Origin of the sequence: Streptacidiphilus fuscans, from assembly GCF_015690355.1 — a bacterium.
Lineage (GTDB): Bacteria > Actinomycetota > Actinomycetes > Streptomycetales > Streptomycetaceae > Streptacidiphilus > Streptacidiphilus fuscans.
Window position 1 is genome coordinate 188,330 of sequence record NZ_JADPRT010000004.1, and the last position, 16,575, is coordinate 204,904.

At 70.0% G+C, this 16,575-nt stretch carries 15 protein-coding genes and 1 pseudogene; 13 read left to right on the plus strand and 3 right to left on the minus strand.

The window, feature by feature from the left end; all coding sequences use genetic code 11:
• Positions 1-280, minus strand: a pseudogene (locus I2501_RS38785) (hypothetical protein); the annotation flags it as partial.
• Between the two features lie 41 nt (positions 281-321).
• Between I2501_RS38785 and I2501_RS11485 the strand changes: the two are divergent.
• From I2501_RS11485 to I2501_RS11540, 12 genes are all read left to right on the plus strand, one after another.
• Entirely contained in the window at positions 322-861 is a 540-nt protein-coding gene (locus I2501_RS11485; RefSeq protein ID WP_196193812.1) for a hypothetical protein, read from the plus strand.
• A 159-nt stretch (positions 862-1,020) separates the two neighbouring features.
• Positions 1,021-1,935: a pyridoxal 5'-phosphate synthase lyase subunit PdxS gene (pdxS, locus tag I2501_RS11490; RefSeq protein WP_196193813.1), complete on the plus strand. Its 915-nt coding sequence runs from the start codon at positions 1,021-1,023 to the stop codon at positions 1,933-1,935.
• 115 nt (positions 1,936-2,050) lie between these two features.
• The gene (pdxT, locus tag I2501_RS11495; RefSeq protein ID WP_196193814.1) at positions 2,051-2,683 is read left to right on the plus strand and encodes a pyridoxal 5'-phosphate synthase glutaminase subunit PdxT; all 633 of its coding nucleotides are present in this window, start codon (positions 2,051-2,053) and stop codon (positions 2,681-2,683) included.
• 69 nt (positions 2,684-2,752) lie between these two features.
• A complete protein-coding gene (locus tag I2501_RS11500; protein WP_196193815.1) occupies positions 2,753-3,514 on the plus strand; it encodes a YebC/PmpR family DNA-binding transcriptional regulator in 762 nt (253 codons plus the stop codon).
• A gap of 164 nt (positions 3,515-3,678) precedes the next feature.
• Complete coding sequence (ruvC, locus tag I2501_RS11505; protein WP_196193816.1) at positions 3,679-4,203, plus strand: crossover junction endodeoxyribonuclease RuvC; 525 nt, start codon at positions 3,679-3,681, stop codon at positions 4,201-4,203.
• Complete coding sequence (ruvA, locus tag I2501_RS11510; protein WP_196193817.1) at positions 4,200-4,817, plus strand: Holliday junction branch migration protein RuvA; 618 nt, start codon at positions 4,200-4,202, stop codon at positions 4,815-4,817. The genes ruvC and ruvA overlap by 4 nt, the downstream gene beginning before the upstream one ends.
• 111 nt (positions 4,818-4,928) lie before the next feature.
• Positions 4,929-5,999, plus strand: coding sequence for a Holliday junction branch migration DNA helicase RuvB (ruvB, locus tag I2501_RS11515; RefSeq protein WP_236046149.1), 1,071 nt, complete (start codon positions 4,929-4,931; stop codon positions 5,997-5,999).
• 182 nt (positions 6,000-6,181) lie between these two features.
• Positions 6,182-6,667, plus strand: a complete 486-nt coding sequence (yajC, locus tag I2501_RS11520) for a preprotein translocase subunit YajC (protein WP_328806322.1) — start codon at positions 6,182-6,184, stop codon at positions 6,665-6,667.
• Positions 6,668-6,814: 147 nt separating this feature from the next.
• Positions 6,815-8,611, plus strand: coding sequence for a protein translocase subunit SecD (secD, locus tag I2501_RS11525; RefSeq protein ID WP_408022723.1), 1,797 nt, complete (start codon positions 6,815-6,817; stop codon positions 8,609-8,611).
• A gap of 4 nt (positions 8,612-8,615) precedes the next feature.
• Positions 8,616-9,734, plus strand: coding sequence for a protein translocase subunit SecF (gene secF / locus I2501_RS11530; RefSeq protein WP_196193819.1), 1,119 nt, complete (start codon positions 8,616-8,618; stop codon positions 9,732-9,734).
• 96 nt (positions 9,735-9,830) lie between these two features.
• Positions 9,831-10,379 (plus strand): adenine phosphoribosyltransferase, encoded by a 549-nt coding sequence (locus I2501_RS11535; RefSeq protein WP_196193820.1) that lies wholly within the window; start codon positions 9,831-9,833, stop codon positions 10,377-10,379.
• Between the two features lie 156 nt (positions 10,380-10,535).
• Positions 10,536-12,986, plus strand: coding sequence for a RelA/SpoT family protein (locus I2501_RS11540; RefSeq protein WP_196193821.1), 2,451 nt, complete (start codon positions 10,536-10,538; stop codon positions 12,984-12,986).
• 201 nt (positions 12,987-13,187) lie between these two features.
• Here I2501_RS11540 and I2501_RS11545 read toward each other — a convergent pair whose 3' ends face one another.
• Positions 13,188-14,417: a DUF349 domain-containing protein gene (locus tag I2501_RS11545; RefSeq protein WP_196193822.1), complete on the minus strand. Its 1,230-nt coding sequence runs from the start codon at positions 14,415-14,417 to the stop codon at positions 13,188-13,190.
• Between the two features lie 285 nt (positions 14,418-14,702).
• On the minus strand, positions 14,703-15,473 hold the full coding sequence (locus I2501_RS11550) for a peptidylprolyl isomerase (RefSeq protein WP_196194130.1): 771 nt from the start codon (positions 15,471-15,473) through the stop codon (positions 14,703-14,705).
• A 390-nt stretch (positions 15,474-15,863) separates the two neighbouring features.
• On the opposite strand from I2501_RS11550, the gene I2501_RS11555 reads away from it, so the two are divergent.
• Positions 15,864-16,571 (plus strand): MBL fold metallo-hydrolase, encoded by a 708-nt coding sequence (locus tag I2501_RS11555; RefSeq protein WP_196193823.1) that lies wholly within the window; start codon positions 15,864-15,866, stop codon positions 16,569-16,571.
• Positions 16,572-16,575 lie beyond the last annotated feature (4 nt).

The following is a 16,575-nucleotide window of genomic DNA, read 5'->3' on the forward strand; positions in this document are numbered from 1 at the left end:
CGAGCAGCCAGTCGGACATCACCCTCGCCTTGCGCTCCCACGTCGGTACGCGCCGCAGATGCACGGCGCGGTGGAGCAGCCAGGCCGAGCGGCCGTGGAGCGAGCGGCTGCGCAGCTGGGCGACCTCGGGTGGCTTGTCGCGCAGTTCCCCGCGCCCCTGAATAGTGCAACTACCTGCGGGAGCATCGGCCCGGCTTTGTCGCGCCCACGCGGCGGAGCCGCACATCAGCAGAGCCTCGCGCCCCTGGCAACTGCAACCACCGGCGGTAGCGAAAGTCATTCACCGATTCGTCCCCGCGGGAGCGGATAGGGTCACACCCCGTGAGCATCTGGATCTGGGTCGCCCTCGCTGTCGTCGCCTTCGGCCTCTACCTCTCCTGGACGGCCGGTCGGCTCGACCGCCTGCACGCGCGGATCGACGCCGCCCGCGCCGCGCTCGACGCGCAACTGCTTCGACGCGCGTCCACAGCGCAGGAGTTGGCGACCTCGACGCTGCTCGATCCCGCCGCGTCGATCCTGCTCTACCAGGCGTCCCACGCCGCCCGCACCGCGCAGCCCGACGCGCGGGAGGTCGCGGAGAGCGAGCTCTCGCAAGCCCTGCGCGCCGTCTTCGCCGAGCCGGAGCAGGTCGCCGAGCTCGCGGCCCTGCCCGGTGGGGCCGAGGCCCTCGCCGACCTCGGTGAGTCCGTCCGCCGCGTGCCGATGGCCCGGCGGTTCCACAACGACTCCGTGCGCGCGGCGCGAGCCGTCCGCCGGCACCGGCTGGTGCGGCTGTTCCGGCTCGCCGGACACGCGCCGTTCCCGCTCGCCTTCGAGATGGACGACGAGGCGCCGCGTACGCTGGAGCGCGTCCCGGCGTAACACACGACGCGTAACGCGTAACGACCGTCAGGCGTCGCGCCTGCTACGGAACGTCGTACTCGGATGGTCCTGGCTGGACCGCATGGAGCATCGGCTATGGTCGGAGCGGGCCTACCATGGGCTTATCGCACCGAATCCGCGTCTTCAGTGAGGTCATTCGTGTCCACCAACACCCCCGCCACCTCCGACCAGCCTGCCGTCGGTACCGCCCGCGTCAAGCGTGGCATGGCCGAGCAGCTCAAGGGTGGTGTGATCATGGACGTGGTCACCCCCGAGCAGGCCAAGATCGCCGAGGATGCGGGCGCCGTGGCCGTCATGGCGCTGGAGCGCGTTCCGGCCGACATCCGCAAGGACGGCGGCGTGGCCCGTATGTCCGACCCGGACATGATCGAGGGCATCATCAACGCCGTGTCCATCCCGGTCATGGCGAAGTCCCGCATCGGCCACTTCGTCGAGGCCCAGGTGCTGCAGGCGCTCGGCGTCGACTACATCGACGAGTCCGAGGTGCTGACCCCGGCCGACGAGGTCAACCACTCCGACAAGTTCGCCTTCACCACCCCCTTCGTCTGCGGTGCCACCAACCTCGGTGAGGCACTGCGCCGCATCGCCGAGGGCGCGGCCATGATCCGCTCCAAGGGCGAGGCCGGCACCGGCAACGTCGTCGAGGCCGTCCGCCACCTGCGCCAGATCAAGGGCGAGATCGCCAAGCTGCGCGGCTGCGACAACAACGAGCTGTACGCCGCCGCCAAGGAGCTGCGCGCCCCGTACGAGCTGGTCGCCGAGGTCGCCGAGCTGGGCAAGCTCCCGGTCGTGCTCTTCTCCGCCGGTGGCGTGGCCACCCCGGCCGACGCCGCGCTGATGCGCCAGCTGGGCGCCGAGGGCGTCTTCGTCGGCTCCGGCATCTTCAAGTCGGGCGACCCGGCCAAGCGCGCCGCTGCCATCGTCAAGGCCACCACCTTCTACGACGACCCGAAGATCATCGCCGACGCGTCCCGCAACCTGGGCGAGGCCATGGTCGGCATCAACTGCGACACCCTGCCCGAGACCGAGCGCTACGCCAACCGCGGCTGGTAATCGACTCCGCAGTCGTCCTCGGTAGCCCCGGCCCCTGCCAACGCGCCACGCGTAGGGGGCCGGGGCTCCTCCCGTTCGTCCGTTCGTCCGAGAACATCCAGAAGAGGTCCTCCCCGTGTCGTCGTCCAGCTCCACCCCCGTCGTCGGTGTGCTCGCCCTCCAGGGCGACGTGCGCGAGCACCTCGTCGCCCTCGCCGAGGCCGATGCGCTCGCCCGTCCGGTTCGCCGCCCCGAGGAGCTGGCCGAGGTCGACGCGATCGTGATCCCCGGCGGCGAGTCCACCACCATGTCCAAGCTGGCCCTGCTCTTCGGCGTGATGGAGCCGCTGCGCGCACGGGTCGCCGCCGGGATGCCCGTCTACGGCACCTGCGCGGGCATGATCATGCTGGCCGACAAGATCCTCGACGGCCGCGACGACCAGGAGACCGTCGGCGGTATCGACATGGTCGTCCGTCGCAACGCCTTCGGCCGTCAGAACGAGTCCTTCGAGCAGGGCGTCGACTTCAAGGGCCTGGCCGAGGGCGGTCCGGTGCACGGTGTGTTCATCCGCGCCCCGTGGGTCGAGTCCGTGGGCGCCGGCGTCGAGGTCCTGGCCTCGCTGCACGAGGGAACCGACGCCGAGCACATCGTGGCGGTCCGTCAGGGCAACCTGCTGGCCACCTCGTTCCACCCGGAGCTCACCGGCGACCACCGCGTGCACGCCTACTTCGTGGAGATGGTCCGCGCCGCCGGCTCGCACAATAAGTGACCTGGCCGGTGACGGTAGGATCTCTCCGTTCGTTCACTCCAGTCCGGTGCTGTTTTAAGGAGCAACTCGATGTCCGGCCACTCCAAGTGGGCTACCACCAAGCACAAGAAGGCCGTCATCGACGCGAAGCGCGGCAAGCTCTTCGCCAAGATGATCAAGAACATCGAGGTGGCGGCCCGTACCGGCGGTGGTGACCCCGCCGGTAACCCGACGCTCTACGACGCCATCCAGAAGGCGAAGAAGAGCTCGGTCCCGATCGACAACATCAACCGCGCCGTCAAGCGCGGCTCCGGCGCGGAGGCCGGTGGCGCCGACTACGCCACCATCATGTACGAGGGCTACGGCCCCAACGGTGTGGCCGTGCTGATCGAGTGCCTCACCGACAACCGCAACCGCGCCGCGTCCGACGTCCGCGTCGCGATGACCCGCAACGGCGGCAACATGGCCGACCCGGGGTCGGTCTCCTACATGTTCAGCCGCAAGGGCGTCATCATCGTGCCGAAGGCCGACAAGGTCGACGAGGACACGGTCATGGAGGCGACCCTGGAGGCCGGCGCCGAGGAGGTCAACGACATCGGCGACGCGTTCGAGATCCAGACCGAGGCCACGGACATGGTCGCGGTGCGCACCGCGCTGGTCGATGCGGGCATCGACTACGACTCGGCGGAGGCAAACTTCGTGCCGTCGGTCCAGGTCGAGCTGGACGCGGACGGCGCGCGCAAGATCTTCAAGCTGATCGACGCACTGGAGGACAGCGACGACGTCCAGAACGTCTTCGCCAACTTCGACCTCTCTCCCGAGGTCGAGGCGGAGCTCGACGCGGACGACTGAGCACTTTTGTGCTCCCGCAGGTAGTTGCACTATCTCAGGGGCGCGGGGCTCTGCTCGCGTAGTTCCCCGCGCCCCTGAGACAGTGCACGGCCGCTCGCCTGCAGAATCCCCGTGCCCCTGACCAGTTGCAGGGTTCTGTCAGTGCGAACAGATAGCCTGCGGGCATGCGTGTTCTCGGGGTGGATCCAGGTTTGACCCGCTGTGGTGTCGGCGTGGTCGACGGCGCGCCGGGAAGGCCGCTGCACATGGTGGCCTGTGGGGTCGTCAGAACCCCCGCCGAGATGGACATCCCGCTGCGTCTGCTGGAGATCGAGCGCGGGCTCGACGCGTGGTTCGACACGCACCAGCCGGAGCTTGTCGCCGTCGAGCGCGTCTTCGCGCAGCACAACGTGCGCACCGTCATGGGCACCGCCCAGGCCAGCGCAGTCGCCATGCTCTGTGCGACGCGGCGCGGCATACCGGTCACCCTGCACACGCCCAGCGAGGTCAAAGCCGCCGTCTCCGGCAGCGGGCGCGCCGAGAAGGCGCAGGTAGGGGCCATGGTCACCCGCATCCTGCGGCTCGACGCGCCGCCCAAGCCGGCGGACGCCGCCGACGCGCTCGCGCTCGCCATCTGCCATATCTGGCGCGGCACCGCCAACAACAGGATCGCCGCCGCCCTCAGCCGAGCCAGGGAGCCCCGCGCATGATCGCCTTCGTCAGTGGCCCGGTGGCCGCGCTCACGCCGAGCAGCGCCGTGATCCAGGTCGGCGGCGTCGGGATGCTGGTCCAGTGCGCGCCGAACACGCTCGCTGCTCTCCGTATGGGGCAGGAGGCCACCATCGCCACCTCGCTGGTGGTCCGCGAGGATTCCCTCACCCTCTACGGCTTCGCCGACGACGACGAGCGGCAGACCTTCGAGCTGCTGCAGACGGCCAGCGGCGTCGGGCCCAAGGTCGCGCAGGCGATGCTCGCCGTGCACAGCCCGGACGGGCTGCGGCTCGCCGTGGCCAGGGGCGACGCCAAGGCGCTGACGGCCGTGCCCGGCATCGGGCCGAAGGGCGCGCAGAAGCTGCTGATCGAGCTCAAGGACCGGCTCGGCGCGCCGACGGGCGCCGTCCCCGCGCAGCCGCACGCCGCGGTCGCAGTCGGGCCCGCGCCCTGGAACGACCAACTGCACGCCGCCCTGGTCGGCCTCGGATTCGCCCCGCGCGAGGCGGACGAGGCGGTCGCCGCAGTCACGCCCGAGGCCGAGGCGATGGAGAAGCCGAACGTCTCCGCGCTTCTCCGCAGCGCGCTGCAGAGCCGCAACCGCACCCGCTGACACGAGAATTCGCTGAGAAATTCGCTCGGCGGAAATCACCGAGAAGTGGGACGCAGCGGCACGTGCCCGTGCAGAGAAACGCAGATCCACCGAGAACGGAGCGAAGAGCGCATGTACGACGACGCCACCGGCGACCGCCTGGTCACCGCCGCTGCGGACGGTGAGGACCGGGCCGTCGAGGCGGCGCTGCGCCCGCGTGACCTGGACGAGTTCATCGGTCAGGAGCGCGTCCGCGAGCAGCTCTCGCTCGTTCTCCAGGCGGCCAGGCGTCGCGAGGCCACGCCCGACCACGTGCTGCTCAGCGGCCCTCCCGGGCTCGGTAAGACGACGCTGTCGATGATCATCGCCGCCGAGATGAACGCGCCGATCCGGATCACCTCCGGCCCGGCCATCCAGCACGCGGGCGACCTGGCGGCCATCCTCTCCTCCCTGACCGAGGGCGAGGTGCTCTTCCTCGACGAGATCCACCGGATGTCCCGGCCCGCCGAGGAGATGCTCTACATGGCGATGGAGGACTTCCGCGTCGACGTGATCGTCGGCAAGGGGCCGGGCGCCACCGCCATCCCGCTCGACCTGCCGCCGTTCACGCTGGTCGGCGCGACCACCCGGGCCGGTCTGCTGCCGCCGCCGCTGCGCGACCGCTTCGGCTTCACCGGCCACATGGAGTTCTACGCTCCCGAGGAGCTCGAACGGGTGATCCACCGCTCCGCCCGGCTGCTGGACGTCGAGATAGACCCCAAGGGCGCCGCCGAGATCGCCCGTCGTTCGCGTGGCACGCCGCGCATCGCCAACCGGCTGCTCCGCCGCGTCCGCGACTTCGCGCAGGTCAGGCACGACGGCCTGATCACCGAGGAGATCGCCGGAGCCGCGCTCACCGTCTACGAGGTCGACGCCAAGGGCCTGGACCGGCTGGACCGGGCGGTCCTGCGGGCGCTCCTCAAGCTGTTCAACGGCGGCCCGGTCGGGCTGTCGACGCTGGCCGTCGCGGTGGGGGAGGAGTCCGAGACCGTCGAGGAGGTCGCCGAGCCGTTCCTGGTCCGCGAGGGCCTGCTGGCCCGCACCCCGCGTGGTCGGATCGCCACCGCGGCGGCGTGGCAGCATCTGGGTCTTACGCCCCCGAACCACTCCGCGGCGGCCGGTCTGCCCGCCCAGACGGAGCTCTTCGGGGCCCCGGAAGCCTGAAATTCAGGATTGCGCAATGTGATCTGCGCAGGGAACTCGCCATTCGGCTCACCCGGATGCAATGCTGGACGTTGTTGTACCTGCAGGAGTCCCCTAGACTCCGCCCGCTGCCGTCCACCCCGGGCGGCCCGAGAATCGGATCGGCCGCGTTTCCCCCTGCGGCCCCGCAAAGGACTGTAGTCGTGGGTTCCTCCTCATTTCTCCTCGTCGCCGTGGTGATGTTCGGCGCGATGTTCCTGATGACCCGCTCTGCCAAGAAGAAGCAGCAGCAGGCCTCGGAGATGCGCAACCAGATGGAGCCGGGCAGCGGCATCCGCACCATCGGTGGCATGTACGCGCTGGTCAAGGCCGTCAATGACGACACCGTCGAGCTCGAGGTCGCTCCGGGCGTGTACGCGCTGTACTCCAAGCAGGCCATCGCCCAGGTGCTGGACCCGATCGAGTACAACCGGATCGTCCACGGCGACGAGCCCGAGGAGTCGGACGAGGCGGACACCACCGCCGAGGCCGCGTCCGTCGAGGAAGCCCCCGTCGCCCTGGCGAAGGACCTCGCCAAGGACGACGTGAAGGACGCCGAGGCCTCCGCCGACGCGGACGCCGCTGCGGACGCCGACGCCGAGAAGACCCCGGCGCAGGTGGGTGGCGACAAGGACGCCTCCGCCAAGTAGCCTTGCCCGCTACGGAGTCCGACGGGGGCGAAAGCCCCCGCGCGGAACCGCCGACCGCTGCGTCGTGGCCGAGCCGCCCCCTGTCCGCCGGTACCCCGGCGTCGGCGACTTGACCTGCCCACGGCATGGACAGAGAGAATCGAGAAGGTGGCATCACCCAAGTCCCGTCCCCGTGACGGTTACCCGGGGCGTGCGCTGAGCCTGATCCTGGTGATCATGGTGGCTCTGGTGGCCATCATGTTCGGCACCGGGAACACCAAGCCGCGGCTCGGCATCGACCTCGCGGGCGGCACCAGCGTCACCCTGCAGGCGTATGCACCCGGCGACCCCCAGGCGGTCAATCCCGCCAACATGAACGTCGCGGCGCAGATCATGCAGGAGCGCGTCAACGGCACCGGCGTGACCGAGGCGACGGTCCAGGTGCAGGGCACCGACGAGATCCTCGTGAACGCGCCGAAGGGCACCAGCTCCACTCAGCTGGCGGACGAGCTCTCCACGACGGCCAAGCTCTTCTTCCGTCCGGTTCTCGCGGAGCAGGAGCAGGCCGGCCCGAGCGCGGCTCCAAGCGGCAGCCCCAGTGCCAAGCCGAGCGGGTCCGCCACCAACAAGCCGGTGGCCTCGCCGAGCGCCAGCAAGACGCAGGGTGACGCTCTCGCGTCCGGCCTGAAGTCCAGTGCCAGCGCGTCCGCCTCCGCGCACCCGTCCGGCACCGCCTCGGCCAAGGCCAGCGACCCGGCGAGCTCCAGCGCCAAGCCGAGTGCCACCCCGAGCGCCTCCGCGTCCACCGTCTCCGGCCAGACGGCCGGCACGGTTCCGGCCGCGCTGCAGAGCGTCTTCAACGCCACGAACTGTGCCACCAACCAGGGTCGTCTCGACGCCGCGACGGCAGCGAACGCCAGCAAGGACACGGCCCAGATCGTCGCGTGCGCCCAGACCCAGGACCCCAACACGGGCGGCTGGATCAAGTACGCGCTCGGCTCCGTGGCCGTGCCCGGTACGGACATCAGCGGTGCGTCGGCAGGCCTGAGCTCGCAGACCGGTCAGTGGCAGGTCAACCTGAACTTCAACGGCGCCGGCTCGTCCGCGTTCGGCAAGATCACCGGCCAGCTGGCGTCGCAGCAGCAGCCGATGAACCAGTTCGCGATCGAGCTCGACGGTCAGATCCAGTCCGCGCCGTCCGTCCAGCAGGCCATCACCGGCGGACAGGCGCAGATCACCGGTAGCTTCTCGCAGTCCGACGCGCAGTCGCTGGCCAACGTGCTCAGCTACGGCTCGCTGCCGCTGAACTTCACCCAGCTCAACGTCGTCACCGTCTCGCCCGAGCTCGGTGGTAGCCAGCTGACTGCCGGTCTGGTGGCCGGCGCGATCGGTCTGGCGCTGGTCGTCCTCTACTCGCTGCTCTACTACCGCGGCCTCGGCCTGGTGGCGGTCGCCTCGCTGGCCGTCTCCGGCGTCCTGACCTGGTCGATCATGGCTCTCCTCGGTGGGGCGATCGGCTTCGCGCTCAACCTGCCCGCGGTCTGTGGCGCCATCGTCGCCATCGGTATCACCGCGGACTCGTTCGTCGTCTACTTCGAACGCATCCGAGACGAGCTCCGCGAGGGCGCCTCGCTGCGTCCGGCGGTTCGCAACGCCTGGCCGCGTGCCCGTCGTACGATCCTGGTGTCGGACGCGGTCTCCTTCCTCGCCGCTGCGGTGCTGTACTTCTTCACCGTCGGCAAGGTTCAGGGCTTCGCGTTCACGCTGGGTCTGACCACCCTGCTCGACGTCGTGGTGATCTTCCTCTTCACCAAGCCGCTGATCAGCCTGCTGGCCCGGAAGAAGTTCTTCGCCTCCGGGCACCCGTGGTCCGGGCTCTCGCCTGAGCGCCTCGGGGTTCGTTCCCCGCTCCGCGACGGCCGTCCGCGTCGTCCGGCCCGCCCGACCGCCAGCAAGGAGGCCTGACCCGATGTCACGCTTCGGCAATATCGGCCACCGCCTCTACACCGGTGAGGTCAGCTTCGACTTCGTCGGGCGGCGGAAGTTGTGGTCGATCCTCTCCGGCGTCATCCTGCTGGCGGCCATCCTCGGCCTGTCGGTACGCGGTCTGAACCTCGGCATCGAGTTCAAGGGTGGTGACATCTACACCATCTCCAAGCCCGGGGTGACGATCTCGCAGGCGCAGAAGGCCGCCAATGAGCTGACCCACGACAGCTCGGCACTGGTCCAGACGACGAACAGCTCCAAGGGCCAGCAGATCACTGTCCAGATCAGCTCGTCCGAGAACGTCCATGCCACGGCCGGCCAGCAGGCGCTGGAGAAGTCGCTCGACCTGACACCGGACCAGATCAGCACCCAGTACCTCAGCGCCAGCTGGGGAAGTGACATCAGCACCAAGGCCCTCGAAGGCCTGGTCGTCTTCATGGTGCTGGTGACGCTCTACCTGGCCTTCGCGTTCGAGTGGCGGCTCGCGGTCGGCGCGTTGGTCGCGTTGCTGCACGACCTGGTGATCACCATCGGCGTCTACGCCCTGGTCGGGTTCGAGGTCACCTCGGGCACGGTCATCGGCTTCCTGACGATCCTCGGGTACTCCCTCTACGACACGGTCGTCGTCTTCGACGGTCTGAAGTCCGCGACCAAGGACCTGACCAAGCAGAACAAGCTGACCTACAGCGACGCCGCCAACGCCTCGCTGAACAGCACCCTGGTCCGGTCGATCAACACCACGGTGCTGGCCCTGCTGCCGGTCGCCGCGCTGCTGTTCATCGGTGGCGGTCTGCTCGGCGCGGGTGTCCTCAACGACATCTCGCTGGCGCTGTTCGTCGGTCTGACCGCCGGTGCCTACTCCTCGATCTGCGTGGCCACCCCGACGGTCGCCTGGCTCCAGGAGAAGCGCCCGGAGTACAAGGAGCTGGCCCGCCGGGTGAAGGCCCGCAAGGCCGCCGACGCCAAGGCCAAGGCCGAGGGTCGGGACGTGCCGGAGGACGCGGCGGCCGACGCCGTCACCATCCCGGCCGCGCAGACCGGCGGTCCGCGCAACCAGCCCGTCAACCGCAGCCGCAGCGATCGCCGAACCGGGCGTCGCTGAGACGCGTAGCGGGAAGCACGACCCTGTGCGCGGCAGTGCGATGCACTGCCGCGCACAGTCACGAAGCGATGCAGAAGAAGCAGGAGAACCCCACCCATGAGCAGCAGCACCGACCTGGCAGCCCTACTGGCCGCCAAGATCCGTGACGTCCCGGACTACCCCAAGCCGGGCGTGGTCTTCAAGGACATCGCGCCGCTGCTCGGTGACGCCGAGGCCTTCGCCGCTCTCGTCGACCACCTGGCCGCGCGTTCCAGGGAACTGGGCGCGACCAAGATCGTCGGCCTGGAGGCCCGCGGCTTCATCCTGGCGGCCCCGGCCGCCTACGCCGCCGGCGCGGGCTTCGTCCCGGTCCGCAAGGAGGGCAAGCTTCCGGGCGAGCTGCACCGCCAGGCGTACGAGCTGGAGTACGGCTCGGCCGTGATCGAGGTGCAGACCGACGCCTTCGCCCCCGGCGAGCGGGTCCTGGTCGTCGACGACGTCCTCGCCACCGGCGGCACCGTCGAGGCCGCGCTGGAGCTGATCCAGCGCTGCGGCGCGGAGGTGGCCGGCGTCGAGGTCATGATGGAGCTCGGCTTCCTGGGCGGTCGTGCCCGGCTGGCCCCGCTGCTGGGCGACGCTCCGCTGGAGACCGTCATCGCGGTCTGAGCCGCCACTCGCGGCTTTGGAGGGCGGGTCCGGTACCGGGCCCGCCCTCGCTGGCTCTCCGAGCAGGACGAGGCGTCCACGGGCCGGTCCGGTGGCGGCACGTGACAGTGACCCTCGGTACCATTGAGGTTCCGGTCCCGCTCCAGAGGAGTGCACTTGCCCGAAGAGGTCGTGCCCACAGCTTCCGACGCGAAGGAGAAGGGCCCGGCGGCCTCGACCGCGCCGGCCGCACCGGCCGTGCAGCCGAAGCCCGCCGCCCCGAACGTTCCGGCGACGTTCCAGGCCGCCGCCGGTGCGCACGCCGTCGCGCCGCGAACGGTCGCGCCCTCGCCCTCCCGCGTCCGGGCCCGGCTGGCCCGCCTCGGCGGACAGCGCGCCAGCACGTTCAACCCGGTGCTGGAGCCGCTCTTCCGGATAGTGCGCAGCAACGACCCCAAGGCCGACCTGCACACGCTGGAGCGCGCGTACCAGATCGCCGAGAAGTGGCACCGCGGCCAGAAGCGCAAGAGCGGCGACCCGTACATCACGCACCCGCTCGCCGTGGCCACCATCCTGGCCGAGCTGGGCATGGACGCCCCCACGCTGATGGCGGGCCTGCTCCACGACACGGTCGAGGACACCGACTACGGCCTCGACACGCTGCGCCGCGACTTCGGCGACACGGTCGCCATGCTGGTCGACGGCGTCACCAAGCTGGACAAGGTCAAGTTCGGCGAGGCCGCGCAGGCCGAGACAGTCCGCAAGATGGTCGTCGCCATGGCCAAGGACCCGCGCGTCCTGGTCATCAAGCTGGCCGACCGCCTGCACAACATGCGCACCATGCGCTACCTCAAGCGGGAGAAGCAGGAGAAGAAGGCCCGCGAGACCCTGGAGATCTACGCCCCGCTGGCGCACCGGCTGGGCATGAACACCATCAAGTGGGAGCTGGAGGACCTCGCCTTCGCGATCCTCTACCCCAAGATGTACGACGAGATCGTCCGCCTGGTCGCCGAGCGCGCGCCCAAGCGTGACGAGTACCTGGGCACGGTCACCGAGCAGGTCATGGGGGACCTGAAGACCGCCCGGATCAAGGCCGAGGTCAAGGGCCGCCCGAAGCACTACTACAGCGTCTACCAGAAGATGATCGTGCGGGGCCGGGACTTCGCCGAGATCTACGACCTGGTCGGCGTCCGGGTCTTGGTCGACTCCGTCCGCGACTGCTACGCGGCGCTGGGCACCATCCACGCGCGGTGGAACCCGGTTCCGGGGCGGTTCAAGGACTACATCGCCATGCCCAAGTTCAACATGTACCAGTCGCTCCACACGACGGTCATCGGACCCGAGGGCAAGCCGGTCGAGCTGCAGATCCGCACCTTCGACATGCACCGCCGCGCGGAGTACGGCATCGCCGCGCACTGGAAGTACAAGCAGCAGGCCGTCGCGGGCGCGTCCAAGGTCCGCACCGACACGCCCGCGGGCAAGGGCGAGACCGTCAACGAGATGGCGTGGCTGCGCCAGCTGCTCGACTGGCAGAAGGAGACCGAGGACCCGAGCGAGTTCCTGGAGTCGCTCCGCTTCGACCTCTCCAACAACGAGGTCTTCGTCTTCACCCCCAAGGGCGACGTGATAGCGCTGCCCGCCGGGGCCACCCCGGTCGACTTCTCCTACGCCGTCCACACCGAGGTCGGCCACCGCACCATCGGCGCCCGCGTCAACGGCCGCCTGGTGCCGCTGGAGAGCGCGCTGGAGAACGGCGACACGGTCGAGGTCTTCACCTCCAAGGCGGAGTCCGCGGGCCCGTCCCGTGACTGGCTCTCCTTCGTCAAGTCGCCGCGGGCGCGTAACAAGATCCGCGCATGGTTCTCCAAGGAGCGCCGCGAGGAGGCCATCGAGCAGGGCAAGGACGCGATCACCCGCGCCATGCGCAAGCAGGGCCTGCCGCTGCAGCGGATCCTCACCGGCGACTCACTGGTGACGCTCGCGCACGAGATGCGCTACCCGGACATCTCGTCCCTGTACGCGGCGATCGGCGAGGGCCATGTCGCGGCGCAGACGATCGTGCAGAAGCTGGTCCAGTCCCTGGGCGGCGAGGACAGCGCGACCGAGGACATCGTCGAGCTGACGACTCCGTCGCCAGCGCGGAACCGCAGGCAGCGGCGGGCCACGCAGGATCCGGGCGTGGTCGTCAAGGGCGTCGACGACGTCTGGGTCAAGCTCTCGCGTTGCTGCACGCCCGTTCCGGGCGACCCGATCGTCGGCTTCATCACCCGCGGCAACGGCATCTCCGTGCACCGGGCGGACTGCGTCAACGTGGACTCGCTGTCCCAGCAGGCGGAGCGGATGGTCGAGGTCGAGTGGGCCCCGACGCAGTCGTCGGTCTTCCTCGTCGCGATCCAGGTCGAGGCGCTGGATCGCTCGCGCTTGCTGTCGGACGTGACGCGGGTGCTGTCGGACCAGCACGTCAACATCCTGTCGGCGGCGGTCCAGACGTCCCGCGACCGGGTCGCGATGAGCCGCTTCACCTTCGAGATGGGCGACCCGAAGCACTTGGGTCATGTGCTCAAGGCTGTGCGGGGCGTGGAGGGCGTCTACGACGTCTACCGGGTGACCTCAGCGAAGGCCCGCTGAGACCTCAGGGGCGCGAGGACCTGCGCGAGCAACCACCCTGTCGGGTTGGCCCTGCTCGCTGAGCGACTCACCACTTCGGTGGCTTGTCGCGCAGTTCCTCGCGCCCCTGAATAGTGCAACTACCTGCGGGAGCACAGGCCTGAGTGCAACTACCTGCGGGAGCACAGGCCTGAGTGCAACTACCTGCGGGAGCGAAAAGGCTCAGCCGCTGAACTCCTCCAGGCCCTTCTGGGCCTGGGCGAGGAGCTCGCGGCGGCCGTCGAGCTCGGACTGGAGCTTGGCCACCTGACGGGAGTCACCCTTCGCCTCGGCCGCAGCGATCTGCCGCTCCAGCTTGTCGACCGCCGCCTGCAGCAGGCCCGTCATGCCCGCGGCGCGCGCCCGCGCCTCAGGGTTGCTGCGCTGCCACTCGGCCTCCTCCGCCTCGCGGATGGCCTGCTCGACCGTGCGGAGGCGACCCTCCAGGCGCGGACGCGCATCCCGCGGGACGTGGCCGATGGCCTCCCAGCGCTCGGCGATATCGCGGTAGGACGCCTTCGCGGCCTTCAGGTCGCCGATCGGGAGCAGCGCCTCCGCCTCGACCAGCAGGGCCTCCTTGGCGTGGGCGTTGTCGCGCTCACCCGCGTCACGCTCGTCGAAGACCGCCGAGCGGGCCTGGAAGAAGACGTCCTGCGCGCCCCGGAACCGGGTCCACAGCTCGTCCTCGGCCTCGCGCTGCGCGCGACCCGCCGACTTCCACTCCGCCATCAGCTCGCGGTAGCGGGCCGCCGTGTCGCCCCAGTCCTGCGAGTCGGAGAGCGACTCGGCCTCGACGACCAGCTTCTCCTTCGTGAGCCTGGCCTCCTCGCGCTGCTGGTCCAGCTGCGCGAAGTGTCCCTTGCGGCGCTTGGAGAACGCCGAGCGCGCGTGCGAGAAGCGGTGCCACAGCTCGTCGTCGGACTTGCGGTCCAGGCGCGGCAGGCCCTTCCAGGTGTCCACCAGGGCGCGGAGCCGGTCGCCCGCCTCGCGCCACTGGGTCGACTCGACGAGCTGCTCCGCCTCGGCGACCAGCGCCTCCTTGGCGGCGCGGGCATCCTCCTGGGCCTTGGCGCGGGCCGCCTTGCGCTCCTCGCGACGCGACTCGACCTCCGCGACCAGCGCCTGCAGGCGCTTGGCCAGGGCGTCAAGGTCGCCGACCGCGTGGCCCTCGGTCACCTGCGCCTGCAGGTGTTCGATGGCCGTGAGAGCGTCCTTCGCCGCAAGGTCGGTGGTGCGCACGCGGCGCTCCAGAAGGCCGATCTCCACAGCGATGCCCTCGTACTTGCGCGTGAAGTAAGCCAGCGCCTCCTCGGGAGACCCCGCCTGCCACGAACCGACGACGCGCTCGCCGTCGGCCGTCCGCACGTAGACGGTTCCCTCGTCGTCGACCCGGCCCCACGGCTCGCTGCTCACAGCGCCTCCTCCATATGGCGACCGTTCTTCTGGACCGGTGTCGCAGAAGGGGCGGACGCCGCCCACGTTCGATTGTCCGGCCGGTTCACATCCGCGCCGCCGGAAGCGCAGAAGCGCACCCTACAAGACGCCAACATAGGCGACGACCACCGGCGCTGTCCGTATCCCCGCCCGGATTGTTGCCTGCGCCGTCAAACCGCTCCGGTGGGTCGTCGCCCGTAAGCGTTGCGCGCACGCGCGGGGGCGTACGCGCACGCGCGCGCTTCCGTTCGCGTCAGTTTCGCGTCAGCTCTTCGTCGCGGTGACGCTGTTCATGATGACCGGCTGGAGCGGCTTGCCGTCGCCCGCGCCGTTGCTGTTGTCACTGCCCTTGGCGGCGATGGAGTTGAGCACGTTCAGGCCGCCCGTGATGGTGCCGAACGGCGTGTAGTTCGCGGGCAGCTGGCTGTCCTTGTAGACCAGGAAGAACTGCGAGCCGTTCGTGTTCGCACCGGAGTTGGCCATGGCCACCGTCCCGGCCGGGTAGGTGCCGCCCTTGACGGCCGGGTCGCTCAGGTTCTCGTCCTTGAACTGGTAGCCCGGGCCGCCGGAGCCGGTGCCGGTCGGGTCGCCGCACTGCAGCACGTAGATGCCGTTCGTCGTCAGACGGTGGCAGTAGACGCCGTCGAAGAAGTGCTGGCCCGCAAGGAACACGAAGGAGTTGACCGTGTGCGGCGCCGCGGCGGCGTCCAGCTTGAGGTCCACCTCGCCCTGGCCGAGCTGGATCTTCGCGGTGTAGGTGGCCGAGGTGTCGATCGTCATCGGCGGCTCGGTCTTCCAGGAGCCGTCCTTCTTCGCCGGGATCGTGTAGCCCGTCGTCGACGCCGACGGGGAGGCCTTGGCGCTGGCCGCGGACGCCGTGTCCGAGGAGGACTTCGTCGACCCGCTCGGCCAGAGTGCGACGGCGCCGACGGCGACCGCCGCGACGGCCACGACCGCGCCGCCGATGATCGCGGTGTGGCGGCGGGCCTTGGCGATCCGCTCGGCGCGCGCCTTCGTCTGGCGCTCCAGCTTCATCCGCTGCAACTCGCGGCGGCGCTTCTCCTTGTCCTTGGGAAGCTGCTGAGGCCTGCGCGTGTCGTTGGGGGCCACGGCCCACACTCCTCGGGTCTGCGGTCGGGGTCGGTCAGATGCGTCAGATCGCGGTTCGTCGGTGCGCGGACGGGCTCGTCGGAGCCCGGTCGCGGGGATCCTCCCACCCGACGGCGGCCTAGTGTAGGGAGCGAACCTGTAAACGCGAGGTGAGATGCCGCTACGAGCCGCCGGACGGGCGACGTCGAGGTCGCGACGCGGAGCCGTTGACGCGCCGGATACGGGTTCGCGATCCCTCCCGTGCCGCCGGTAGGCTGCATGCAGCATCCGCATGCCACCACTGTCGCAGCCACCACCGACGCGCAAAGGACCCACGTGTTCATCGCCGGCTTTCCCGCTGGAGCCTGGGGCACCAACTGCTACCTCGTGGCCCCTGCCGCCGGTGAGGAGTGCGTCATCGTCGATCCCGGCCACGAGGCGACCGCCGGAGTCCAGAACACGGTGCGCGAGCACGGGCTGAAGCCGGTCGCGGTGGTGCTGACGCACGGGCACATCGACCACGTCGCGTCGGTCGTCCCGGTCTGCGGGGCGCGCGGGATCCCGGCCTGGATCCACCCCGACGACCGCTACATGCTCTCCGATCCGGAGAAGGCCCTCGGCCGCTCCTTCGGCGCGCAGCTGATGGGCGAGATCACGGTCGGCGAGCCGGACGACGTCCGGGTGCTGACCGACGGCAGCGTCCTGGAGTTGGCCGGGCTGAGCATGACGGTCGAGCACGCGCCCGGCCATACCAAGGGGTCGGTGACGTTCAGGACGCCCGCCGCACCGGAGCTTCCGCCGGTGCTGTTCTCGGGTGACCTGCTCTTCGCCGGCTCCGTCGGACGCACCGATCTTCCCGGAGGCGACCACGACGCCCTCCTGCAGTCGCTGGCCCGCGTGTGCCTGCCGCTGCCGGACGAGACCGTGGTCCTCTCCGGTCATGGCCCCCAGACGACCATCGGTCGCGAGCGCGCCGCCAACCCGTACCTGCTGCAGGTCGCCGGCAGCGCCGCGCCGACCGGCGCCCCGCGCCGCGGAATCTGATTGA